Source organism: Halomonas salipaludis (genome assembly GCF_002286975.1).
In the GTDB taxonomy this organism is placed as follows: domain Bacteria; phylum Pseudomonadota; class Gammaproteobacteria; order Pseudomonadales; family Halomonadaceae; genus Franzmannia; species Franzmannia salipaludis.
This window is the reverse complement of sequence record NZ_NSKB01000001.1, coordinates 35,058-57,615: the sequence shown is the minus strand read 5'-3', so window position 1 is coordinate 57,615 and position 22,558 is coordinate 35,058. Positions and strand designations below refer to the sequence as shown.

General features: G+C 56.3%; 27 protein-coding genes and 1 pseudogene. 6 read left to right on the top strand and 22 right to left on the bottom strand.

The features are described from left to right. Positions 1-461 precede the first annotated feature (461 nt). From CK498_RS00325 to CK498_RS00315, 3 genes are all read left to right on the top strand, one after another. Positions 462-1,280, top strand: a complete 819-nt coding sequence (locus CK498_RS00325) for an enoyl-CoA hydratase-related protein (protein WP_095618880.1) — start codon at positions 462-464, stop codon at positions 1,278-1,280. Continuing rightward, a complete protein-coding gene (locus tag CK498_RS00320) occupies positions 1,277-3,334 on the top strand; it encodes an acetyl/propionyl/methylcrotonyl-CoA carboxylase subunit alpha (RefSeq protein ID WP_095618879.1) in 2,058 nt (685 codons plus the stop codon). Before CK498_RS00325 ends, CK498_RS00320 begins: the two co-directional genes overlap by 4 nt. 286 nt (positions 3,335-3,620) lie before the next feature. Beyond that, positions 3,621-4,520 carry a hydroxymethylglutaryl-CoA lyase gene (locus tag CK498_RS00315; protein ID WP_095618878.1) on the top strand — a complete coding sequence of 300 codons (900 nt, stop codon included), beginning with the start codon at positions 3,621-3,623 and terminating at the stop codon, positions 4,518-4,520. A 66-nt stretch (positions 4,521-4,586) separates the two neighbouring features. On the opposite strand, the gene CK498_RS00310 is transcribed toward CK498_RS00315, so the two are convergent. The 4 genes from CK498_RS00310 to CK498_RS00295 all read right to left on the bottom strand — a co-directional run bounded on the left by CK498_RS00310 (position 4,587) and on the right by CK498_RS00295 (position 8,010). Beyond that, entirely contained in the window at positions 4,587-5,699 is a 1,113-nt protein-coding gene (locus CK498_RS00310; protein ID WP_217987668.1) for a DNA glycosylase AlkZ-like family protein, read from the bottom strand. Positions 5,700-5,798: 99 nt separating this feature from the next. Beyond that, the gene (locus CK498_RS00305) at positions 5,799-6,227 is read right to left on the bottom strand and encodes an N-acetyltransferase (protein WP_095618876.1); all 429 of its coding nucleotides are present in this window, start codon (positions 6,225-6,227) and stop codon (positions 5,799-5,801) included. 400 nt (positions 6,228-6,627) lie between these two features. Further along, entirely contained in the window at positions 6,628-7,248 is a 621-nt protein-coding gene (locus tag CK498_RS00300) for a SagB/ThcOx family dehydrogenase (RefSeq protein WP_176475671.1), read from the bottom strand. 129 nt (positions 7,249-7,377) lie between these two features. Then, complete coding sequence (locus tag CK498_RS00295; RefSeq protein ID WP_217987667.1) at positions 7,378-8,010, bottom strand: Crp/Fnr family transcriptional regulator; 633 nt, start codon at positions 8,008-8,010, stop codon at positions 7,378-7,380. A 36-nt stretch (positions 8,011-8,046) separates the two neighbouring features. On the opposite strand from CK498_RS00295, the gene CK498_RS00290 reads away from it, so the two are divergent. Beyond that, positions 8,047-8,493, top strand: a complete 447-nt coding sequence (locus CK498_RS00290) for a methyltransferase family protein (RefSeq protein WP_176475670.1) — start codon at positions 8,047-8,049, stop codon at positions 8,491-8,493. A gap of 511 nt (positions 8,494-9,004) precedes the next feature. Here CK498_RS00290 and CK498_RS00285 read toward each other — a convergent pair. The 5 genes from CK498_RS00285 to CK498_RS26830 all read right to left on the bottom strand — a co-directional run bounded on the left by CK498_RS00285 (position 9,005) and on the right by CK498_RS26830 (position 11,852). Continuing rightward, the gene (locus CK498_RS00285) at positions 9,005-9,343 is read right to left on the bottom strand and encodes a DUF2750 domain-containing protein (RefSeq protein WP_095618872.1); all 339 of its coding nucleotides are present in this window, start codon (positions 9,341-9,343) and stop codon (positions 9,005-9,007) included. A gap of 81 nt (positions 9,344-9,424) precedes the next feature. After that, positions 9,425-10,174, bottom strand: a complete 750-nt coding sequence (locus CK498_RS00280; protein WP_095618871.1) for an NAD-dependent epimerase/dehydratase family protein — start codon at positions 10,172-10,174, stop codon at positions 9,425-9,427. 88 nt (positions 10,175-10,262) lie between these two features. After that, entirely contained in the window at positions 10,263-10,724 is a 462-nt protein-coding gene (locus CK498_RS00275) for a GNAT family N-acetyltransferase (protein ID WP_095618870.1), read from the bottom strand. Between the two features lie 119 nt (positions 10,725-10,843). Beyond that, positions 10,844-11,470: a LysE family translocator gene (locus CK498_RS00270; protein WP_095618869.1), complete on the bottom strand. Its 627-nt coding sequence runs from the start codon at positions 11,468-11,470 to the stop codon at positions 10,844-10,846. A 10-nt stretch (positions 11,471-11,480) separates the two neighbouring features. Continuing rightward, positions 11,481-11,852 carry a GDSL-type esterase/lipase family protein gene (locus tag CK498_RS26830; protein ID WP_095618868.1) on the bottom strand — a complete coding sequence of 124 codons (372 nt, stop codon included), beginning with the start codon at positions 11,850-11,852 and terminating at the stop codon, positions 11,481-11,483. A gap of 55 nt (positions 11,853-11,907) precedes the next feature. Here CK498_RS26830 and CK498_RS00260 point away from each other — a divergent pair, with 55 nt between their 5' ends. Both CK498_RS00260 and CK498_RS00255 read left to right on the top strand, forming a co-directional pair. Next, positions 11,908-12,159, top strand: a complete 252-nt coding sequence (locus CK498_RS00260) for a type II toxin-antitoxin system Phd/YefM family antitoxin (protein ID WP_012137510.1) — start codon at positions 11,908-11,910, stop codon at positions 12,157-12,159. Next, a complete protein-coding gene (locus CK498_RS00255) occupies positions 12,156-12,410 on the top strand; it encodes a Txe/YoeB family addiction module toxin (protein WP_095618867.1) in 255 nt (84 codons plus the stop codon). Before CK498_RS00260 ends, CK498_RS00255 begins: the two co-directional genes overlap by 4 nt. Before the next feature lie 59 nt (positions 12,411-12,469). Here the strand turns inward: CK498_RS00255 and CK498_RS00250 are convergent, their stop codons facing one another. From CK498_RS00250 to ltrA, 13 genes and pseudogenes are all read right to left on the bottom strand, one after another. Continuing rightward, complete coding sequence (locus CK498_RS00250; RefSeq protein ID WP_095618866.1) at positions 12,470-13,087, bottom strand: hypothetical protein; 618 nt, start codon at positions 13,085-13,087, stop codon at positions 12,470-12,472. Between the two features lie 97 nt (positions 13,088-13,184). Then, positions 13,185-13,586, bottom strand: coding sequence for a PaaI family thioesterase (locus CK498_RS00245; protein WP_095618865.1), 402 nt, complete (start codon positions 13,584-13,586; stop codon positions 13,185-13,187). A 115-nt stretch (positions 13,587-13,701) separates the two neighbouring features. Continuing rightward, entirely contained in the window at positions 13,702-14,112 is a 411-nt protein-coding gene (locus CK498_RS00240) for a VOC family protein (protein ID WP_095618864.1), read from the bottom strand. A gap of 93 nt (positions 14,113-14,205) precedes the next feature. Beyond that, entirely contained in the window at positions 14,206-14,748 is a 543-nt protein-coding gene (locus CK498_RS00235) for a DinB family protein (protein WP_095618863.1), read from the bottom strand. A gap of 114 nt (positions 14,749-14,862) precedes the next feature. Continuing rightward, positions 14,863-15,252, bottom strand: coding sequence for a nuclear transport factor 2 family protein (locus CK498_RS26825; protein ID WP_095618862.1), 390 nt, complete (start codon positions 15,250-15,252; stop codon positions 14,863-14,865). Positions 15,253-15,327: 75 nt separating this feature from the next. Further along, the gene (locus CK498_RS00225) at positions 15,328-15,807 is read right to left on the bottom strand and encodes a RidA family protein (protein ID WP_095618861.1); all 480 of its coding nucleotides are present in this window, start codon (positions 15,805-15,807) and stop codon (positions 15,328-15,330) included. A gap of 94 nt (positions 15,808-15,901) precedes the next feature. Beyond that, positions 15,902-16,483 (bottom strand): class I SAM-dependent methyltransferase, encoded by a 582-nt coding sequence (locus CK498_RS00220; RefSeq protein ID WP_095618860.1) that lies wholly within the window; start codon positions 16,481-16,483, stop codon positions 15,902-15,904. Between the two features lie 115 nt (positions 16,484-16,598). Continuing rightward, complete coding sequence (locus CK498_RS00215; protein WP_095618859.1) at positions 16,599-17,411, bottom strand: class I SAM-dependent methyltransferase; 813 nt, start codon at positions 17,409-17,411, stop codon at positions 16,599-16,601. Positions 17,412-17,633: 222 nt separating this feature from the next. Then, positions 17,634-19,277 (bottom strand): annotated as a pseudogene (locus CK498_RS26955) (transposase). A 109-nt stretch (positions 19,278-19,386) separates the two neighbouring features. Continuing rightward, a complete protein-coding gene (locus tag CK498_RS00205) occupies positions 19,387-19,875 on the bottom strand; it encodes a hypothetical protein (RefSeq protein WP_229358913.1) in 489 nt (162 codons plus the stop codon). A gap of 38 nt (positions 19,876-19,913) precedes the next feature. Then, positions 19,914-20,501 carry a GNAT family N-acetyltransferase gene (locus tag CK498_RS00200; RefSeq protein WP_095618857.1) on the bottom strand — a complete coding sequence of 196 codons (588 nt, stop codon included), beginning with the start codon at positions 20,499-20,501 and terminating at the stop codon, positions 19,914-19,916. Positions 20,502-20,585: 84 nt separating this feature from the next. Next, entirely contained in the window at positions 20,586-21,146 is a 561-nt protein-coding gene (locus tag CK498_RS00195) for a dihydrofolate reductase family protein (protein WP_095618856.1), read from the bottom strand. 160 nt (positions 21,147-21,306) lie between these two features. Beyond that, entirely contained in the window at positions 21,307-22,536 is a 1,230-nt protein-coding gene (gene ltrA, locus CK498_RS00190) for a group II intron reverse transcriptase/maturase (protein ID WP_217987665.1), read from the bottom strand. Positions 22,537-22,558: the final 22 nt, after the last annotated feature.

The window sequence follows — 22,558 nt, the reverse complement described above, 5'->3', positions numbered from 1 at the left end:
AGCCCTGCCGGATAAACAGCCCATCGCGAATGAATTCGCTCCCACAGGGAAATGGCGCCGAGGCAAATGTAGGAGCGGTTTCAACCGCGATGCAGGGCGCAGCCCTGCCAGGCAAACAGCCCATCGCGAATGAATTCGCTCCCACTAGGGAATGGCGCCAAAGCACATGTAGGAGCGGTTTCAACCGCGATGCAGGGCGCAGCCCTGCCGGGCAAACAGCCCATCGCGAATGAATTCGCTCCCACAGGGAAATGGCGCCGAGGCAAATGTAGGAGCGGTTTCAACCGCGATGCAGGGCTCAGCCCTGCCGGATAAACAGCCCATCGCGAATAAATTCGCTCCCACAGGGAAATGGCGCCGAGGCAAATGTAGGAGCGGTTTCAACCGCGATGCAGGGCGCAGCCCTGCCGGGCAAACAGCCATCGCGAATAAGTTCGCTCCCACTGGAGGGAGGTTTCACCATGGCAACGACCACACTCTGCCAGCAACACATCGACGAACGCGGCGTCGCCCGGCTGACGCTGAACCGCCCCGAGGTGCACAACGCCTTCGACGATAGCCTGATCGCCGAGCTCAACGCGCACCTGGCACACCTGCATGAGGCCGCCACCCGCGGCGAGGTGCGGGTGATGGTGCTGGGTTCCGAGGGCAAGCACTTCTCCGCCGGCGCCGACCTGAACTGGATGCAGCGCATGGTCGAGTATGACCTCGAGGCCAACCTCGCCGACTCGCGCAGGCTCGCCGAAATGATGCAGCGCCTCGACACCCTGCCCTGCCCCACCGTGTGCCGGGTGCAGGGCGCGGCCTTCGGCGGCGCCGTGGGCCTCGCCGCCTGCTGCGATATCGTCATCGCCTCAGAGAAGGCCCGCTTCTGCCTCTCAGAGGTCAAGATCGGCCTTGCTCCGGCAGTCATCAGCCCCTATGTGCAGCGCGCCATCGGCCCGCGCCAGACGCGCCGCTTCGCCCTGACCGCCGAGGAGATCGACGCCGCCACCGGCCTTGGGCTCGGCCTGGTTCACCAGGTGGTGGGCCACGATGACCTGGATGACGAAATCGAGACCATGCTCGCGACGCTGCTGGCCGGCTCGCCCCAGGCCCAGCGCGCCACCAAGGCGCTGCTCGCCGAGGTCGCCCGTGAGCCCGACAGCGATGCCACCCGCGAGCACAGCTGCCACGTGATCAGCGAACTGCGCGTAAGCCACGAAGGCCAGGAGGGCCTGGCCAGCTTCTTCGACAAGCGCGCCCCGCGCTGGCGCCCGCCACAGGACGACACCCCATGACCACCGCCCGCTTCGATACCCTGCTGGTTGCCAACCGTGGCGAGATCGCCTGCCGCGTGATGCGCACCGCACGCCGCATGGGCCTGCGCACCGTGGCCGTCTACTCGGATGCCGATGCCAGCGCCCGCCACGTCCGCGAAGCCGACGAGGCCATACGCATCGGCCCCGCCGCCGCCCGCGACAGCTACCTCAACGTCGAGGCGGTGGTGGAGGCCGCCCAGCGCAGCGGCGCCGGCGCCATTCACCCCGGCTACGGTTTCCTCTCCGAGAACGGCGCCTTCGTCGAAGCGCTGGACGCCGCCGGCATCGTCTTCGTCGGCCCGCCCGCCGCGGCGATTGCCGCCATGGGCGACAAGTCCGCCGCCAAGGCGCGCATGGCCAACGCCGGGGTGCCGCTGGTGCCCGGCTACCACGGCCACGACCAGGACGACGCCCTGCTGCGTAGCGAGGCCGACAAGATCGGCTACCCGGTGCTACTCAAGGCCAGTGCCGGCGGCGGCGGCAAGGGCATGCGCGTGGTCGAGTCCGGCGCCGACTTCCAGGCCGCGCTGGACGGCTGCCGCCGCGAGTCCCAGGCCGCCTTCAACGATGCCCGCATGCTGATCGAGAAGTACCTGACCCAGCCGCGCCACGTCGAGGTCCAGGTGTTCTGCGACAGTCACGGCAACGGCGTCTACCTGTTCGAGCGCGACTGCTCGGTACAGCGCCGCCACCAGAAGGTGCTCGAGGAAGCCCCCGCCCCCGGCATGACCGCCGAGCTGCGCCGCGAGATGGGCGAGGCTGCGGTGCGCGCCGCCAAGGAGATCGGCTACGTGGGCGCGGGCACCGTCGAGTTCCTGCTGGACTCTTCACAAGGCTCTTCACAAGAGCGGGACGGCGCCTTCTACTTTATGGAGATGAACACCCGCCTGCAGGTGGAGCACCCCGTCACCGAGATGATCACCGGCCAGGACCTGGTCGAGTGGCAGCTGCGGGTGGCCATGGGCGAAACCCTGCCGCTCAAGCAGGACGAACTGACCATCAGCGGCCACAGTTTCGAGGCGCGGCTCTACGCCGAAGACCCGCTGCAGGACTTCCTGCCCGCCACCGGCACCCTGACGCGCTTCGCTATGGACCTCGCAGGCGCCGGCCTTAGCTCTTATGAAAAGGGCCGCGCGCGTGTGCGCCTGGATAGCGGCGTGGAGAGCGGCGACGCCGTTTCCATGCACTACGACCCGATGCTGGCCAAGCTGATCGCCCACGGCGACGACCGCGACCAGGCACTCGCCACTCTCAACCGAGCGCTGGCCGCGCTGGACGTACAGGGCGTGGTGACCAACCGCGCCTTCCTGCAGCGTCTGGCCACCCACCCAGCGTTCAAGGCCGCCGAGCTGGATACCCGCTTTATCGAGCGCCACCACGCCACCCTGTTCGCCGCCGAGCACCCCACTACAGAGGAATACGCCAGCGCAGCGCTGATCGCCCTGGACCAATTAGGCCACGAGCGGGAGAGCGACTCCCCCTGGGACCGCCACGACGGCTTCCGCCTCAACGCCCCGCACGGCATCCGCATCGCCCTGTGCGACCGGCAGGATGAAACCAGCACCATAGTGGTAGAGGGCACCCGCGAGAGCGACGCCGCCCCGTGGTGCCTCACCATCGGCAGCGAGACCCTCACCGCCAGCCTGCAGCCGCTGGAAGGCGACGCCGTGGCGATAACCCTCGACGGCCATCGCCGCCGCCTGCAGGCACGGCTGGAGGGTGACAACAGCATCGTGATGGTCGATCCTCGCGGTGAAAGCCGCCGACTGTGGCGCCGCATCGACGCCATCGACCACGGCCACCACGAAGTAGAATCGACCCTGACCGCTCCCATGCACGGCACCGTGGTCGCGCTGCTCGTCGAAGCCGGCCAGAAGGTAGAGAAAGGCATGCCGCTGATGGTCATGGAAGCCATGAAGATGGAACACACCCTCACCGCCCCCGCCGACGGCCAGGTGGAAAGCTTCCACTTCGCCGCCGGCGATACCGTCGGCCAAGGGGATGTGCTGCTCGAGTTCACACCAGACGAATAGCGACCAGCGCCACTCCAGTGTAGGAGCGACTTCAGTCGCGATTGCAGCGCACAGCACCACCCAGTGTAGGAGCGACTTCAGTCGCGATTACAGCGAACAGCACCACCCAGTGTAGGAGCGACTTCAGTCGCGATTGCAGCGCGCAGCGCTGCTGGCCGAGCCAATCCTATCGCGGCTAAAGCCGCTCCTACATCGGCGTTTGGCGGTATTTTCCTTTAGGAGCGAATTCATTCGCGATTGCAGCGCGCAGCGCTGCCCGTCATAAACCAGTCACCAGGAGGCCGCCATGCCCTTCCCAAAACAGGTACGCCTGGTCGAGGTCAGCCCCCGCGACGGGCTGCAGAACGAGCCCAGCCCGATCGCCACGGCCACCAAGCTCGAACTGATCGACCGCCTCGCCGCCGCCGGCATCACCTACATCGAAGCCGCCAGCTTCGTCTCGCCCAAGTGGGTGCCGCAGATGGCCGACCACCGTGAAGTGATGACCGGCCTCACGCGTCGGCCAGGCGTCACCTACACCGCCCTCACCCCCAACCTCAAGGGGCTGGAAGCAGCACTCGAGTGCGGCGTCGAGGAAGTGGCAGTATTCGGCGCAGCAAGCGAAGCTTTCTCGCAGAAGAACATCAACTGCTCGGTCGCCGAATCCCTGGCGCGCTTCGAGCCCGTGCTGGAACGCGCCAAGCAAGCCAAGGTGCGCGTGCGCGGCTACGTCTCCTGCGTGCTCGGCTGCCCCTATGAAGGCGAGATCGCCCCCGCCAAGGTCGCCGACGTCTCCAAGGCGCTCTATGAGATGGGCTGCTACGAAGTCTCCCTCGGCGACACCATCGGCGTTGGCACCCCGCTCGCCGCCAAGCGCATGGTCGAAACCGTGAGCCGCGACATCCCCATGGGAAAGCTCGCCGCCCACTTCCACGACACCTATGGCCAAGCGCTGGCCAACCTCTACGCCGTGCTGGAAGAAGGCATCAGCGTAATCGACAGCTCCGTCGCCGGCCTCGGCGGCTGCCCCTACGCCAAGGGCGCCTCCGGTAACGTCGCCAGTGAAGACGTCGTCTATCTGCTCAACGGCCTCGGCATCGAGACCGGCATCGACCTGAACAAGCTTGCCGACACCGGCACCTGGATCACCCAGGCCATCGGCCGGCCGAATCGCTCGAAAGTGAGCGTGGCGTTGGCAGCGAAGTAGTCGGCCCCACCCTCATTCCAAGAGATATCGAAACGGGCCATCAGGTGCAGCCCTTAACCAAAGCGCTCACAGCCCGAGAAACCACTCCAAACGCACCCGCTCCTCCTGCAATGCAGACTCGAACGCAGCATCGCGCGGGGCACGTCCGCTCACATAGCCTGGCTGCAACTGCAAATGCCCGTCACGCACGGCAGCATTGGCCCAGCCGATGACCTGGCCACGCCACAGCATGGGTAACGCATAGTAGCCACGCACGCGCTGTGGTGCCGGCGTGTAGGCCTCGAAGCGGTAGGCCCAGCCCCAGAAGCGTTCGAAGCGTTCGCGGTCCCAAACCACCGGGTCGAACGGTGCCAGCAGGCGCAGACGCTCGTCCAACACGTCGTCGTTGGCAAAGCGACGACTGCCGGGGTTCTCGCCGACCGGCCAGTACCAATGGCACCCACCCACCGTGGCCTGGGGTAGCCGTGCTTTGGTACGCGCCAGTGCATCACGGCGGCGCTCGCGCCACTGCGGAACCGCCGAAGAAGCCACCCATGTGACGAGGCGGCTGAGCGTGACCGCCGGCAGCGGCGCGTACTTCGCCACTGCCACGTCGATCAGTGCGTCCAGGCTAACATCAGGGTCCATCGGGTGGTCACGTTCATGGGCAAGCTCTGGTGCGTAAAGACGCGTGCCGCCTTCGCGTCGTGCCACGCGCAGCAGACCACGATAGTGCATGCCATCCAGCAGTTGGGTACTGGCCCGGCTATTGCCGCCGAACCAGTTCTTGGTCACGCCATGCTCAAAGGCGGCGTCCACTTCGCGTGGGTGAACCACACCGCGGCTCTGCACGAACTCCAGTACGGCACGCGCCTGTGCCCAGCGTGAGGGCGGCCACTCGGTGCGCGTCGTTCGAGGGTGCATCATGCATTGCGTGAACCGCGGCAGAATACCGTAGTTAACGAAGAAATCTTCCTCGACAGCCAGACGAGGGTAACGCGCTTCCAGGTCACCGGCTCGGTAGTCGGTGACACGATGGCGCAGCGTCAAGTCTTGCGCCCGTGCGGGTGCACGTATCGGATCAAACTGGACGAAACCCAGTTTGGTGATGGCGCGCTGCAAGGCTCGCGGCTTGAACAGGCTGCGCGAAATGGCATAACGGCGCAGGTGGTTAAGGGTTATTTTAGTCGGCATACTCATTTACACCGCGTAAACTCGTGTGCGAGCCCAGTCCGTCTTCACATCGATTTTTGCCCTGTCTGTCCTTCGTTCGCCGACTTTTCAGACAAAGCCTGCCCCCTAGCATGAGTGAAACTCCATCACCAACTCAGCATGCCCTGTGTGTGGGTCCTTTTTTTCGGACACTACCCGGAAACCGCAGCGCTCATAGAAGTCTACGGTCTTCTGATTCTCCTTGTAGACGTCTAAGGTAATACGCTCACGCAGCGATTTGGCTTTTGCCATCAAAATCTGACCAATTCCTTGTCCCTGGCAATCAGGTGCCACGAAAATGGCCGCCAGCGTATCCTCATAGAGCGAAAAAAAACCTTTCACCTCACTGCCCGATTCGTACACATAAGTCTCTGAGGCTGGTATATAGATGTTTCTCATATCATCCAGCTTGGATTCCCAGAACGCGCGATCAACAAAGTCGTGCGCCTTGGCCGAAGATTCTAGCCAGATACTCAGAACACTATCCATATCCGAAGCAATGAAATCACGTATCATGTTTATCCTCATTACGCTGCCACCAGCCGAGGGTGGTGCAAACGTCGGTTGCCTGGCATTGTTGGGCAACGGCTATCTACATCAAGCCCGGCCCAGGTCACGGATAATGGAAGTAGCGACAGCGTCGCCAACATTCAGCGCAGCTTTTCAATAAATTCCGTAACCGGAGCGTTATAAAGCGACGGTACATACAACGATGATACTAGTCGGTCTATCACAGTGTCCAGAGCGCCTAACACCTGGAGCTCCCCATCAGCGCGCTCCGAGGGGTATCTGGCATAAAGTTCAAGCAACTAGGGCGACGTATCTGCGGCATAAATGCCCAGTGCGTTTGCCCTACGCTTGGCCTCTACATAGCTTATACCTGCTAGAGCAGCGCTTGCTGCAATACCACAACCACTTATTTCTTCCTGATCCCGATACACAATAGTGCTGCTGGTTCCAAGCCTGAAGGCAGCCTCAATACTTTCTTCGCCCTTGAATCATCGAATCCCGCTACTAGAACACAACCGACTCCAAGAGCAGTACTCTGGAGATGAACATTTTGTGTCAAAGCACCAGCTTCCATATACGCGTATCGAACACCGCGCTCTCCATTGGGTGGCTGAGACTCAAAGTGCTTAATGGTAGCTTCGAGTTCCACTGTGACTCCAATGACAAGCGCTGCTTCTTCCAGCCATGGTTGATCGCCAATACCAAGTTCACGGACTACTCCTTCCGTAACATGGCCACCAACTCGTTCTAGTGAATGAGCATCAGGCGTATAATCGTAAACACCAGGCTCTAGACTCTCAACTCGTTGCACCAAGATTCGGAGGTGCAGTGGGTATAACCCACCGGCTGACGGCGTCGCCCTTTTACCATCCTGTCCAGTTATTCCTTGGGCAGACCAAAGTAACAGGGAAAGAGCGTTAATCGACAACGCGGCTTCACTAAACTCTCTATAACTGCGGCGATATGCAATGCAATCAACCAATGATTCAGGATCTCGTGACACCAGTGTCGGCAGCTCCAGCTTCATAAATAACTCCTTATTCATAACGACAAGAATCACAGTCGCGTCAGGGCATCCTTGCAACGAATGATGATGCCGGTTTGCTCGCATGCTGGGGAAATTTCTTCCAACGGGGTAAAGCACTCTGCTGGGAATTTACCGAACTCGCCTTTTTATTCGACTAAGGGCAACAGGTGTGACCCGGATATAACCTGCTATGTCCTTATCTGCTAGGCGCTCAGCTAGCCGTTCCCGGTCTTTAATGAAATGCACGTAACGCTCCTCCGGGGAAAGCGTCAGCAACTCTTTCTCACGTGTTTCCTTTCGAAATCCGTAGATCTCGAATGCGCGCCTGAGGGCTCTTTGCCAAGCTGGATGAGTATCTGCTAATTCGAGAAGCACCTTATAGGGCAATTGTTCAACAGTGGCATTGCACACAGCATACGCTGAGAAGCTGGTATGTCCATTCGTTTCCAGAGCCGTCAGGCTTGCAAAAAACCTGCCTTCTTCTGCAAACGCCTTGATCCAAGCCTTCCCGTCCATGGTCTCATAAACCATTTTAATAATTCCATGTTTCACGAAGTAAACAACAGGGTGCTGCTCTTCCACCCTGAACAGGAAATCGCCAGCTCGTACATGTTTAACCCGGACAGCTGCATCAACTTTATGCCAGTCCGGCAGTATTTCAGAGGGCAACTGCTCAAGCACCATCTTCGCGATCAATGGAGTCGGATTGTTTATCACGGCAAGATAACCCGGGTTAATGACATGGCCTTGTACACGAGGCATAGTTGCGCGACATCACACACTAATTCGGAGATACTCATGCGCATATTTCTGCCACCTCCCGCTGTTATGTTGTTCACTATCATGCATATGATCATACTAAATCAGTACATCCCACTCGTGCGGTTCTGGGAGGCGCATGCCCGCTGGATCGGAATACCGGTGATTGTTCTCGGGCTGTTCATTTCTCAATGGCATGCACATCTTTTCAAAAAGCTTGGAACCAATATAAACACTTTCAAAGACCCCGATATTCTCACAACCGACGGCCTTTTCCGATTCTCCCGCAATCCCATGTACCTGGGCTTTCTCATCACCCTTACTGGAGTCTGGATAGTGCAAGGTTCAGCAACTCCGTTACTCGCATTATTAGGATTCGGCCTCCTCACAAACTATTGGTACATTCCCATCGAGGAACGGGCAATGCTTAGAAAATTCGGTGAAAATTACCTCAGCTACAAGGCCAGGGTGCGCCGCTGGCTCTGAGGCCAATAGGATGCAGGTAGTGCGGCCCAACGACCAGCTTTAGCAGTAGCTCGAGCGCGCATCGCACGTAACATCTGCTGCTAGTGCTTGTTGGGCTTGTACACGTAAAAACGCCCTGTCACCTTCGTTGAACGCATCTTCGATACGCTCAACATGAACGGCGCAAGGAGCGAGCGTCCGACGACCGCAGGGAGTGGGGAATTTTACTGCGTTGAGCGATCGGTATCACAACTTCTGGTTCCGAGAATCTGGAGCCGGACTACACATCTGCAGTCGATTTCCAAAAGGATCGTAGAAGCTGCAGAAGGTCACATACCCTGGAAATATCTCGGGGTCATCACATCTAATTTCGCGCCTCATCAAGGTCGGACACTGATATGGAGACAACATTAATGCCTCTGAACATGGTCACCTCTATTCGTTTTCTGCCATCCAACGCCAGCCATAAGCGATGAACTGACAGGGGCGTCCGATGGAGGGCCATCGCCCCGGAACAGATTTAATGGCATTGTTACGTATTGAGTCTGGCACGGAGTTCCTCAGCTGTGTAGATGAGAGACTCTTGGCCGTAGCAGGGCGAAGCTAAGACATCGGCAATTTGTAGGCTCGACGAACCCAACCAGGCAGCACCCAGGAAATTGCTCATCGGTACGAATACCGGGGACAACCCTGTTTGGTTAAGATTCTCGGCGAACACTTCTGCCTTTTCTGCTGACGACCAAACAGGAAGACCCCAGCCACCCTCCGCTTGTAGGGCATAAAGCGATTGGCCTGCCATTAGCACCCAAACACCGCCTTGCTCCTGAACAGAGGTGATAAATTCTCGATCATCGATGATTTCTACATTCATTTAAATACTCGATGCATTGTCGACGATGAAACGTAACGACACAGTTCAAGGGTACATCAAGACGCCCCTTGCAACAAATAGTCATGCCGGCTCACTCGCATTATAGAGACCGACTCGCCAAACGGAGAAAGAGTCGGCCTTTGGTTCGTACCCTAGGCGTGCTCGCGAATCAGACAGGTCTAACCTTTTGAATCGGTTGTCCGAGATACCGTGAACAATTGCGAACGGTTCTTCCCTCAAGTCTGCTTCGATACAGCGGACAAAGAGCTCGCAAAGATCTTGGGGGTCTACCCAAGCGCTGAGATCGCGCTCACTCATCCGTTGCCAGTCGCTTGCTTGTTCGAAGGCGCCAATACGAACCGCTACAGCTTCGACCCCCTCCTGATACGCAAAATATGCGGCAAAGGCTTCTCCACATGCCTTGCTCACACCGTAAAGATTCTTGGGCCGCACAGGCATATCTGTGCGCACCTGCACGTCAAGCGGGTACCCTTCAATCGCCTGAGCACTACTTGCGAAGACAACACGAGACACTCCCGCATCAGAAGCTGCGCGAAAAACATTATATGTCCCGCCTATGTTGACTGGGAGAATTGCCTCGAACGGTGCTTCCGGGGAAGGTACACCGGCCAAGTGTATGACGGTATCGACGTCCTTAAATGCGTCACGGCATGCAGCGAGATTTGTAATGTCTAGCTCGATTTCTCGCTTATCCACCGCATCAAGATCCGCCAAGCGGAGGTCGTATCGCTCGTCAAGAGTATCAAGATGGGAAACGAGGGCTGAGCCGATTCGACCTCTTGCACCGGTTATCAAGATGGTTTTAGGCATCGTCGGAACTCCTAAGGTCGTACGGTATAATGCCCGCGTAAAGCAAGCGAGGTACGGGCGTCGCTTTTCACGCGAATGTTAGCTGTGATCATAATCTCCGAACCATCCGGTAGTTTTTAAGCTGCTGATCGCCAACCTTTACCAACTGCTCTCTTTCAACGGAGAATCCCATAGCCTTGAAAAAGGGCTTGGCGGTAATACTTACATTCGAGTACATGCTGGGAATACCTTTCTCTACCGCCTCCTCCTCAAGAGCGACAAATAAGCGCCTACCGACCCCCTGCCCCTGAAACTGATGATGGCAATAAAAATGATCAATGTAACCGTCAGGCTGGATATCAGCGTAGCCAATGATCCTTCCATCTTCGACCGCAACGAATGGATCAATGTCTCTGATCTTCTGCATAACAAACTCCATGTCAATATAACTGGGCGCCCATGCCGCCACTTGATCTTCACTATAGTCTTGGATGTTTACCGTTCTGATGGTGTTGTAAAAGATCTCGTAGAGTTCTTTTTCTTCACCTTGCTTAAACTTCCGAATCTTCATTGGACTGACATCCTCGCAGCTAACGCCGATAATGAGCGGTGCCCCGACAGAGGCGTCCGGGGAGTCCACAGGCCGGAACGAACTCTATTGATTTGTTAGGCAAAATCCAAAGTCCAGCACTACATTTTCGCCCGAAGTAGGTTCAAACCAAGACCTATATACACAACCCCTGTGGCTTTACCTACAGCTCCTGATAAACGGGCATTTGACCTGACAGCCTCTGTGAAGCTGGTGGCGAACCCAACCAGTAAAAGACACCAAAGTGTGCCGCCCAGAACAAAAATACCGCCTAAAAGCAGGAGAACAGCAGGGCCGTTATTACTATCGGGTGCCACAAATTGCGGCAGGAATGCGAGAAAGAAAATAGCGATTTTGGGATTTAGTAGGTTGGTGAGGAAGCCCTGGCGAAATATTTTCGAACGACTTTGAGCCGCCACGCCAGAGAATGATGAGAGTTTTCGGTCACTGCGCAAGGCTTGAATGCCAAGGTAGATCAGATATGCAGCACCGATAAATTTCACCACCGTAAACCCTAGTGCTGAGCTCGCCAAGATAGCGGAAAGCCCGACTGCTGCAAATACAGAGTGTGCTAGAACTCCTGTGCTTACACCGAATACTGATAGCATCCCCACCAGACAACCTTGGGATACTGTTCTCGCCAAAATGTACATGGTGTCGGGTCCTGGAGTAATCCAAAGCAGGATACTCGCACTCAAAAAAAGCCAAACATCATGAACTCCTAGCATCCATGGTCTCCTATATATAATTGCCTAACGAAAAGCATAAGGAGCGAGCCCGCGTTAGGCCTGAGAGCCCCCGCATGCAGTAGCGACAACCACAGCCAAGTGCTGCCCCCATAGTCTGTAGCCAGCGGGAGACAGGTGGAACCGATCGGCACAGAAGAGCTCGGCCTCCTGATTCGGGTGGAACGGCTGCGAAGACGACAGGCACCGGTCCGCAACGCTCGCGCACCGCCGAGACCAGCTCGCGCAGGTCCTCTCTCCAGGCGCTGGCACTACGCATCTGAAGCACATCGTTGACCCCGAGCGCCAGCACCACAGCATCGGGGGCGAACTCAAGGTCATTCTTGAGCGGCGGAAAATCGGTCGCTGTACAGCCGATTGTCAAATTCTTTCATGTACGATATCTTGAACAGGACAACATCCTGTACAGGAGCAACCTTATGGATGCCATTAGCTACACAGCTGCTCGAACCAATCTAGCAAAAACCATGGAGCAGGTCTGTGAGGACCATTCTCCTGTGATCATCACCCGAAGCAAGTCGCAATCCGTGGTCATGATCTCTCTTGAGGACTATGAGGCGTTGCAAGAAACCGCGTACCTCCTGCGCGCACCAAAGAACGCCCGTCGTTTGCTGGAATCCGTTGCCGAGCTGGAGCAAGGTGGTGGTCAGGAAAAGGAACTTCTTGAATGAAACTTATCTTCTCCGAGACCGCCTGGGAAGACTATCTGTACTGGCAAAAAACTGACAAAAAAATCCTTAACCGAATCAACAAGTTGATCAAGGAAATCAAGCACGAGCCGTTCGAAGGTGTCGGTAAACCGGAACCGCTCAAGCATAGCCTCGCTGGTTACTGGTCCCGCCGAATTAACGAAGAGCACCGCATGGTCTACAAAGTCACGGATGACGCTCTGCTAATCGCCCAGCTTCGGTACCACTACTGATTTAACGCCCCGCATGAGCTGCGGCGAAGCCGTCGGCTCCATGCGGAGTTAGCTTTAGTTCAATATATATCATCGCGTTTCTTCGGCTTGACCGCCTGAAACACGCTGTACCCTAGCGTGATGTCGGTAATGAGACGGGCAACCACAGCAGGGCCGGCGATTGCGGCATGGATACACATGGCCAAAACGCAGTAGATGCCAAACTCCACCGCTCGAGGCCGTAGTAATCCGCGCGGCTGCACATGGTCGAGGCAGTACGCGCGCAGCGAGTCGAGGTTGGACCACCCGCCCGCGTCCACATTCGCGCGATCCGCCGCGCGATACAGGTTCCGGCTCCTCGTCCCGCGCATGAACGCCCGCCACATCCGCCGCGGCTGAAGAACAAGCCCCGTAGATAGCGCGATCAGGTTCATGACGCCGAGCATCGGCGATACGAACATGGAGCCCGAGCCGAGCTCCCAAGCGCTGACCTCACCTTCCCCGATTCGCCCAACGGTGTAGCCGGTAACTAGATGGTGCAGGTCGTGGTACTTCAGGTAACGGTTACGCAGCTCGATATTGGGCAATGGCACCAGCAGACAGCCGGTGAACACCGGCACGGTACGCGGCCGTGTCCCGAGGACCTGACCAAAGCCATTCCGCTCGTAGAAGGCGGAAAGTTCATCCTGAAGAGTCAAGGCCCCTCTCCTAAAGCTAACGCCGCCAGCACGTGCGGCTTTATAGTGAAGGCGAAGCCGCAACGGAAAAGCCGTCGCTGTGCCTGGCCTGGTTAGATTACGATGCATCAATCTTGTTTATTGTTCCAAGAGAGGCCGCAACCAACTTTTCCTCGGAATCTGTTTGGGCATATACCTTACACTCACACGTAGATTGACGTTTTCCTGAGTATAAAACTGTTGCCCTAGCGACCAATCTATCTCCGATCGCAGGCCTAACATAGTTTACTTTGTACTCTGAAGTGACACAGTTTCCTAGTACCGACGCTCCGGCAAAGGTAATACAGTTGTCAGCCAAATAGCTAACGACGCCACCATGCGCAAAACCATTGTTTTGCTTGAGGTCATCCCTAATTTCAAGACTCAACTCAGCAGTTCCGGCCTCAAAAACTTCCAACTCTGCTCCCAAAAGCAAGCTGAAAGACTGCTCCGACAGAACCTCTTTTCCTTTCTCTAACATATTTTTCAATTTTCAGCTCCTTGCCGGAACTCCGGAAATCTAACGCCCAGCGTAGCCGGACGGCTTTGGAGCGTCAGCGGAAAAGCCGGTCCGCGTTGACGCTATGGTTAGGCGTTCACTCATGAAGCCACGGCGCATAGCTCAGACCGACCAATACTCCCTCAGGACTCATGAATCTCGCGACTGTCTGGCCCCACGGCTCAGTTCGAGTTTCGTGGATGAACTCCTGTCCATTTTCTTTCATTTCTCGCACTGCCGCCTCGACAGCAGCGGCATCCGCGAGCTCAAACTCAATCGTGGCCGTGGGCTCAGGAACACTCTCGGGCCATGTGTCCTGCCCAAAACAAGACTGGGCTGCCATTGAAAGAGGCCATACACCAAAATGGTGCGCCCCAGGGAATTTATCCATGAAGCGATAATCGTCCATCTTCTCCAGCGGCAGCCCTAACGCATATTGATACAAAGAGGCACTTGCCTCTGGATATTTGGTTATCGAAGCGAACCCGGCAATACATTTGATTTCCATTCATTCCTCCGAGGTTTATCCGCCTAACGCGAAACTTTGCGGCAATTTTGGAGCCGCGAAGCGGTGGAAAAATTGTCTGGAAACAGCGGCTGGTTATACATGAGTCTCCTCCGGGATCTGGGCCAATAGGTCAGTAACCCCGATATCCATGCCTGCCTGTGACAGCAAAGTAGAGACTTGCCCTCGGTGATGAGTCTGATGGTTAAAGAAATGAAGTACCAGGCTCGAATATCGTTTATTGGCAGCAACCCCTTTGGTGTTTCGGTAGCTGAGGACGAAATCCAGATCACCTTCGGATAACTCGGCTGTCCAGTTGATAATCTGGCGATCCAGCCAGATTCGCTGCTCAGATAAGATACCAAGGTCTTCAAAGAGCATCTGATCTAGGCTCTCAGGACTTTTAATGTCAGCGACCTCCCGCAATGAGTTCAGGCAGGATGGATGAGTAGCAAAACGTTTGAGCCAAATGGTATCGCCAACGAGGATGTGGTTCAGAGTTCCCAGGATGGAGCCAAAAAAGGCCCCACGGTCTTTCACCAAATCTGTCGCAGAGAGTTGCCCCGCAGCCGCATAAACCTTCGAGTTCATCCACTGGTTGTAAGTGGCTAGCAATTCAAAGTGATTTTTCAGGCTCATAAGCGTTCCGTCTCATGTATAACGCCGAGCTGAGCGGCGAGCTTGGAGCGGAGCGGAGCGGAAAGCCCGTCCGGCGCAGGCCCGAACAGGGCCGGAGCGAACTCGAGCGACTGGTTACGCGGATTCATCGCAAGCCACCTGCGCCGGAGTACCTTGATGAAACACCATTTGCCACCCCTCCTCTCCCCGAATCCAAATCGAAGACCGCAAACTATGCCTGTAGAGCCCACCGCCTTCCGCAATATGGGCGGATTTGTAAGTAATCAGAGCCACCTGCGGCTCTAGATCGATTCTTCTGAACTGATCAGCATGAACTTTAGGCGGCTCACCATCTGCCAGTCGTTCCAGGATGGTTGCCCGTGAATACTCACGACCAGACCGGCCGATTTCTCGGAAGTTCGGATGGAGAAGCTCCTTCAACCGACTCTCAGATTGCCGAGTACCAGCACTGTGCAGCTCTCGTTCCAATCGTTCCAATTCATCCACGGCCCGATACCCTTTCATTCCGCGTAACGTTTTACATGAGTGGCGACCGGAAGCGGGCGCAGCCGGCTGGAAGGCGTCCGCTCCATGGAAAGGTTAGGCGTCACTGTGCTCCGAGAACTCAACGATGGCCTCAATTTCCACAGCAAACCCCTTGGGCAATGAGCCAACACCAATGGCGGAACGGGCATGCTCACCGCGCTCGCCAAGAACTGCGACAAGCAGGTCAGAACAGCCGTTGATGACTTCCGTGTGAGAAGTGAAGTTTGGGTCGGCATTCACCATGCCAAAAACCTTGACGACACGCTGCACCCGTTCGAAGCTTCCAAGCGCCTCTTTGATGAGCGCCAGAAGGTACAGGCCAACCTCTTGAGCATAGACCCGGCCCTGCTCGACAGAAACTTCCGCCCTTACTTTTGGAACGGTGCCTCCCTCTTCGCGCAGAGGGGTCCCCTTGCCGGACAGATAGAGCATGCTCGCCGAGATGACGCAGGGGCGGAAGTTACCCCTTGGCTTGGCAACTGAGGGTAATTCTAGACCTAGCGAGCGAAGACGTTCTTCAACAGTTGGTTGCATTGCAAGCTCCCTATGTGCGTGGCGTCTAACGTTAGAGCTGGACAGCGCGCAGCGACAGGCGCCTTGGTCGTTGCACGTCTGCTCGAGCGAATGGTTAGGCGTCGCTGCGCTCAAGGATAACCTCCCACAGTGCTTTCGCCTTGACGTACTTCCTCGTCGTGAAATGCTCCAGTGAGAGAGTGTTCCAGCCTTCTGCGAACAGCGACTCGACGGAACACTTATCGAAGAAGCGCTTGGGCTCCCCATTGACCAGGAAGAAGTTAGGTTCAGCTTCCGGATTTCCACTTGCTCCGAAGTTGTGATCCTCGGTGGAGTTTAGGCGGCAGAGGAGAATTCCACCAGGACGGAGGGCCGAACGAATGCGTCGAACTATAACTTGAGTATCGCTCCAAGCAAAGTAGTGCAACGAAAGGCTCGCGACGATGACGCCAAAACCAGTTGCTTGCTCGGGTAACGGTTCCCGTAGATCTCTGCACTCAACCGTTGCAGAGGGAACGCGGATTTTAGTCTTTCTTACTGCCGAGCTTGAAATGTCGAAAGCATGCACTTTCATTCCGGCCGCTGAAAGCGTCGCTGTGTCATCTCCAGGTCCGCAACCAATCTCAAGAACGCGGCCATCGTTTACACGTTCAAGAACAAGGGGTAGCCAACGGCTTAGCCATGGATCAATGGTCATGGTAATTGAGGCTCCTAACGTCTGCCATCACCGGTGGCAGAAACGGCGCGAAGCAGGGTTTTTGGCATCCGGTGCATGGCCTTTTTGGGCCAGTCATTGGCAGTTCCAGGTGTGATCATGCCCGGACTGCAATCGTTAGTAGGTACGTATTTTCAATCACTGCTGTGCCGTCGGATGCACGGTTATAGCGATTGAATACAGCTTTTAGATCATCTCGTAGGCTTGCCTTGTCACCGGCTTCGGATGCTCGGATTGCTGGGCCAAAGAACGACAGGAATAGCTCTACAGCATGATCAACCGACCGGTAGTACTGCAATGCCGTTCGTTTCTCGCTGTAGATAGTGCGCGTACCTTCACCGAGAAGATCGACGAGTCCCGAATCGGTTCCCCAACGCAGTGGGGGATTGATTCCAGGGGGAGGTGGCATGTGCTTGGCATTTGTCGCAAAAAAATCGCCGCTCCAACCTTCCGGAACCGGTGTTGCTAGTCCGATCTTAGCGCCCGGGCGGCAGACACGGAGCATTTCGCGCGCCGCCTGTTCTTGATTAGGTGCGAACTGGACGCCATACACAGATAGTACGGCGTTATAATAACCATCGGGAAACGGAAGGCTTTGTGCGTCCCCAATCTTGAACTCGATATCCAGATCGTCGGCAATCGCCCGTTGCTTCGCACGTTCGATCAGCGCGGGGACATAGTCGATACCAGTCACTTCGCAATATCTTCGCGCCGCGACCAGGGCTGCAGTTCCGCTGCCACACGCAATATCCAGGACGCGATCCCCAGCGTGCGGATCAACTGCCTCACAAAGAGCCTCGGCAATGCAAACATTTTGTCGAGCAATCTGGTGAAAGTCGCCCTTGTCCCATGTCTCCTTTTGTGCGGCCGTAATTGCAGCGAAATCGACGGCATCACGCTTGTCACTCATAGCGTTCACCTCCTTCTACTGTGTACGTTCAGCCCAACGAGGCTGTTGAAAAACCTAATTCTTAGCCCTTCCCACCGCCTATTTTCCGATTTTGTGTATCGCCCACCAAATGGACATTTTCTTTGGCCAAGGTACCTAGCTGACCATTTCGGTACCTTGATGATGTCAAAGACACTCATCACCAGCATTTGGCGGCCACATTTAGGCCTTGTAGCCCCTGTATCACGTGCCTAATCTACCATAATTGGCAAGCTTCTCAATGTTGTGTATCAAGCAGTATAACTGCCACTGACCCTGTACTCTTCTCTTGCTACGGAGCCCGAATCGGTTCAAGCGTTTCGTGGTGCCGATGTTGCCGAATACCGGCTCCACCACTGACATTCGATGGCTATATATTTCCTTACCCTGCTGGCTATCCACTCGGTGCTTCATCCAGTCTGTGTAGCTCGGTTGTCCGTCGCGTTTTATCGTAAAGGAGACTTGTCGGCCAGCTCCGTTGCGGTGATTTGTCGAGGCGGGGTTCTGCATGCACCGGTGCTTCTTGGGGCAGTGCCGGCATTGCAGCAGTCGACCTTCAAAGTGCGCCCGAACCTTACCATTCTCAGCTTCCCGCTGTCCCCGGTAAGTCAGGGGTTCCCCAATGGGGCAGATGCAGCTAAGGGTGACCGGGTCGAACTGGAATTCGCTGGCCGGAAAAGTGGCTTTCCATCCCTTGTCTGGCAGGTTCTGGTGCCGCTTGCCGTACTTGTCTTTCTGCTCGGCAAACCTCGGGTCTCGGCTACGGAACTAATTATCTGGCACATAGCCATTGATCTGTCGTTCGTGCAGGTACTTCATATTGGCTTACTCGTCTCATCCATGAGACTCGCCCTGCGGGCCAGCCTACGGCTGTTCAAAGTTATTCCTGATAACGTTGTCATTGGCGAAGCCCGTATCAGCAGTGACGACGGTGCCTTGTTGGTAGATGTTGTCAGCAATCCCCAGCTTCTTGAAGCGGGCCTTCACCCTCTCGAGTACCGGTTGCAGTGTATGATGCTCCTGCCCTTCTCCAAACGCCTGGGCATCGATGATGACTTGGTGTTTCTTGTCCACCGTGGCCACGCCGTTATAGCCCTGGATCGTGCCCTTGCTGGTGGTCATCTTGGCGCTTTGGTTATCCGTAATGTTGCTCTTCACTTCCTTACTCCGGCTCCCCTGGCCCATCCTTGGGTTGTGCGTCTTTAGGAAGCGATCGACTTTGTTCATGGCAGCATCTAGCGAGAGGATCGTCTTGGCTCGACGGATATCCCGATCAAGGTCGGCCTCCGTCTCGGCTTCATCCCGCGCATAGTGCCCCAGCAGGTGATGACGAATCAAACGTCGCAGCTTCTCCCGCTTCTCGCCCAACTCCTTGAAGGTGCCAGACCACTCCTTTGAGGCATCCGAGGACACCTTACAGCCGTCGATAGCAAAGAGCTCGTTGCCTAGCAGGCCTTGCTCATGGCACACCAGCAGCACCTGCTCAAAGAGCTCTTCAATCTCATCGGCATGGCTGCTGACGAACTTCGCCAAGGTGGTGAAATGAGGGACGGTATCGCAGGACAACGCCTTGAAGATGATGTTGGTTTCACAGCACCACTGCATCTCGCGGCTGGAGGTGATGCCCTTGGAATAGGCGAACAGGATGATCTTCAGCAGTATGGCAGGGTCATAGGCCAGCCGGCCCGTATCGTGGTTGCGGTACTGGGGATGGAAAACCGACAGGTCCAGCTTGTGTTCGATCAGGTAGTGGACGGCGTGCTCGAACGTACCGGGCTGAAGCTGGTCCTGGTAGTTGATCACCACCATGGCGTTCTGATCATGGTTGTAGGGCTTGAAGCGGGGCATGCTGACCACTCCTAGGCTGTTTTCCCGATCCTACCAAAACGACGGAGGCTGTGGGCTTTTTCTACAGCCTCAACGCTCGCATCAGCCGCTTGTCGGCTGCATGCGCTTGCTAGCAATTTACTATCGGCTCAAGTTTACCCTTCGCTTCTTCGAACGCCCGGATTATATGCCTTCTGAGGTAAATTCCTTTCGACCCAAAGAAAAAGCAAATGTCGTCGTCATATAGCGATTCTTGTTCGAAGTCACCTATTTTCAATAATTTTGCTCTACCAAACGCCACATTGAACGTGGCTTTCATATTACCTTTTTCGATGTAGTGATTATCCGAATCCGGGTGACAAAGTGCGTCTCTGACGTACTTGATCAGATCACTAACATCATTTATCCGCCCTCCTACGGGAACATCATCTTTAAAAGCTATTCGGGAAGAGTATTTCTCGGTCTTATACATCAAGTCCCTAAGTGAAATCAGCAGTTCGATGAATGCCGCTCTCATCAGTACATGCGATGAGTTTTTCGGTTCGAATATTCCACAGTCTAAAAGCTCTTCAATTCGTCGAAGAGACCCTTGAATGTCTGACTTATCAAAAAAGTCCATTATCACCTCGGGAATCCGATGGATTGCTAACGCCGCAATCAGGCGCTTGTCGCCTGCATTGCCTGGTTATGCTGTACTGGACAGTCACTTACCAATCGTCCATACATTGCCGAATCAGAGACGATTCCATTGACCTCCCAACGCTGCCTTAGCAGACCCTCTTGGGAAAACCCGAGTTTCACTAGAGCTTTCGCTGAAGACTGGTTGTCTGGGTCAATCTCTGCTTCAATTCTCCGCAGTCCCAATGAATCGAATCCGTACTTAATCAAGGCTTCTCCTGCCTCGTTAATATAACCTTTTCCCCAACAAGAGTACCCCAAACCAAAACCGATCTCGGCACGCTTGGATTCTTGGTCGTAGCTAAACAACATACATTTTCCAGCCAATTCGCCTGTAGACTTCAGATACACGCCAAGTATGAGCGACTCTTGACGCCGCATCGAATCGTTACTTTCATTAATGAAGTCAATAGCGTCCTGAATTGTTGTCCAAGGCGCAGTATTCCAATACCGCATAACCTCAGGATCTGAAAAAATTTCCAGTAGGCTATCCGAGTCATCAATTGCTAAAGGCTTCAATGTTAATCGTTCGGTTTCAATAACTGGGAAAAACAACTCTTTGGGCATTCAATCCTCCATTTCTACGCATAACGCCTTGCTCACCGGAAAATTGCGAGCGCAGCGAGTAATTTTTCCGCGTGCAGCAAATTGTTAGCCGCGCACGCGCCGGTAGTGCATGGAGACTGCGCCGTTACTAAGCGGCTTCGCCGAAACCAACTCAAGCTGCCGTGTGTTAGGCAGCCCGCTCTGGTACAGGGTCGGACCGTGGCCAGCTATCCTTGGGTGAATAAGAAACTTGTACTCATCAATCAGGTCCAGCCGATCCAGCTCAGTTGCAAGCTTGCCGCTACCGACGAGCACACCAGCCGGAGTTGCGTCCTTGAGCTTTTGCACGCCCGAACGCAGATCGCCAGCGATGTGGTGGCTGTTGGTCCACCGAAAGTCCGTTCGCGTCCTCGAAGCGACATACTTCGGCTTGACCTCCAGCTTTACCGCCCACTCGTGCACTGCCGGCGGTGCCTCCACATCCCCGCGGGCAACTGCTGGCCAGTAGCTCTCCATCATCTCATAGGTGACACGGCCCCACAGCATCGCCCCGCACTCGTCCATTAGACCGGTGAAGAAGGCATGCGTCTCGTCGTCGGCAATTCCCTCCTGGTGGTCGACACAACCGTCCAGAGTGATGTTGAGGCTGAAGGTCAAAAGTCCCATGTAAATCTACTCCGACTTGGACGGCCCTAGATAGTCGCTTGGCTATGAGTCACTCGCAGTGGCTAATCGGGATAGGGAGGCACCTCACGATGCCCCTCCTCCCACATCACCGGGCATACGGATCACGTACCACGGCGATTCAGTGACTTGATTCAACCCGTTACCGTACTGCCAATTCCGGCAGTCCACGGCACCGGAAGTAGTGGGCGGGAAGTGCCTGCGCCTGCGCCAGTGCCGGCGAACGGCTCAGGCGCCACGGCCCATGAGCTGATTTCGCAGTGTTCCAGGCCAACCTGACCGAGACGCCCCGCTTTCTCAGTTCACGATATCCCCTTCGACCCCATTGCTTCCACACGTAACTTCGCAGTCTCCGCCGTATCCACTTGTCCAGATCCCGCAGCGAGCTCAGCACTTCGGCTTCGTCGAAGTACGCTTTCCAACCAAGCAGGGTCTCTTTCAGGTCTGCGATCACCTGGACCAGTGAGTGGCCCCGTGTTCGGCGGCTCAGTATCCGGATCCGGGCTTTCAGCTTGGAGATGGCTTCGCTAGCCACCTTCAAGCGCTGCCCTTTCCGGCTGAGGGTGAAGCCCAGGAATCTGCGCTTCCAGGGCCGATCCACCGCGCTCTTTCGTGTATTCACTGTGAGCCGCAGTGAGTCTTCGATAAAGCGCGTTAGACTCACCATGACGCGTTCGCCCGCACGACGGCTGCCTACCAATATCTGGCAGTCATCCGCATAGCGCGCAAAACGTAGACCGCGCCGGTGCAGTTCCCAATCCAGTTCATCCAGTACCACATTCGCCAACACCGGAGACAGTGGCCCGCCTTGCGGCACGCCTTCGGGTGTCGGGGCTTTGCAGTTGTCGATCTGGCCCCCTGCCTTCAGGTATCGGTTGATCAACCTGAGTAACGGCCTGTCCGGCGTGTGCCGTTTCAGGCGTGCCATCAGCCGATCATGGTTCACCCGGTCAAAGAAGGCTTCCAGGTCCAGATCCACCACCCAGTTGCGGCCTTCCCGAGCGCAATGCTGTCCGTATCGGACCGCTTGATGCGCAGAGCGTCCGGGGCGAAAGCCGTAGCTGCGGGGATGGAAGCAAGGTTCCCAATCTTGCTGGACTACCTGGGCAATCGCTTGCTGGATGAAACGGTCCAGGACCGTGGGAATACCCAGTGGCCTGAGACCGCCTTGCGGCTTGGGGATCATGGTTCGCCGCACCGGTTGCGGTCGGTAGGTCTGCCGGATCAGCTGCTGGCGAATAGCTGGCCAGTGTTGGCGCAGATAGTCCGGCAACTCGTCGACCGTCATGCCGTCGATGCCCGGCGCACCTTTGTTACGTCGAACTTGTTTCAGGGCACGACTGAGGTTGTCCTTGCTCAGTACGCGCGCCATCCACGGTGAGGGTTAAGCGGAG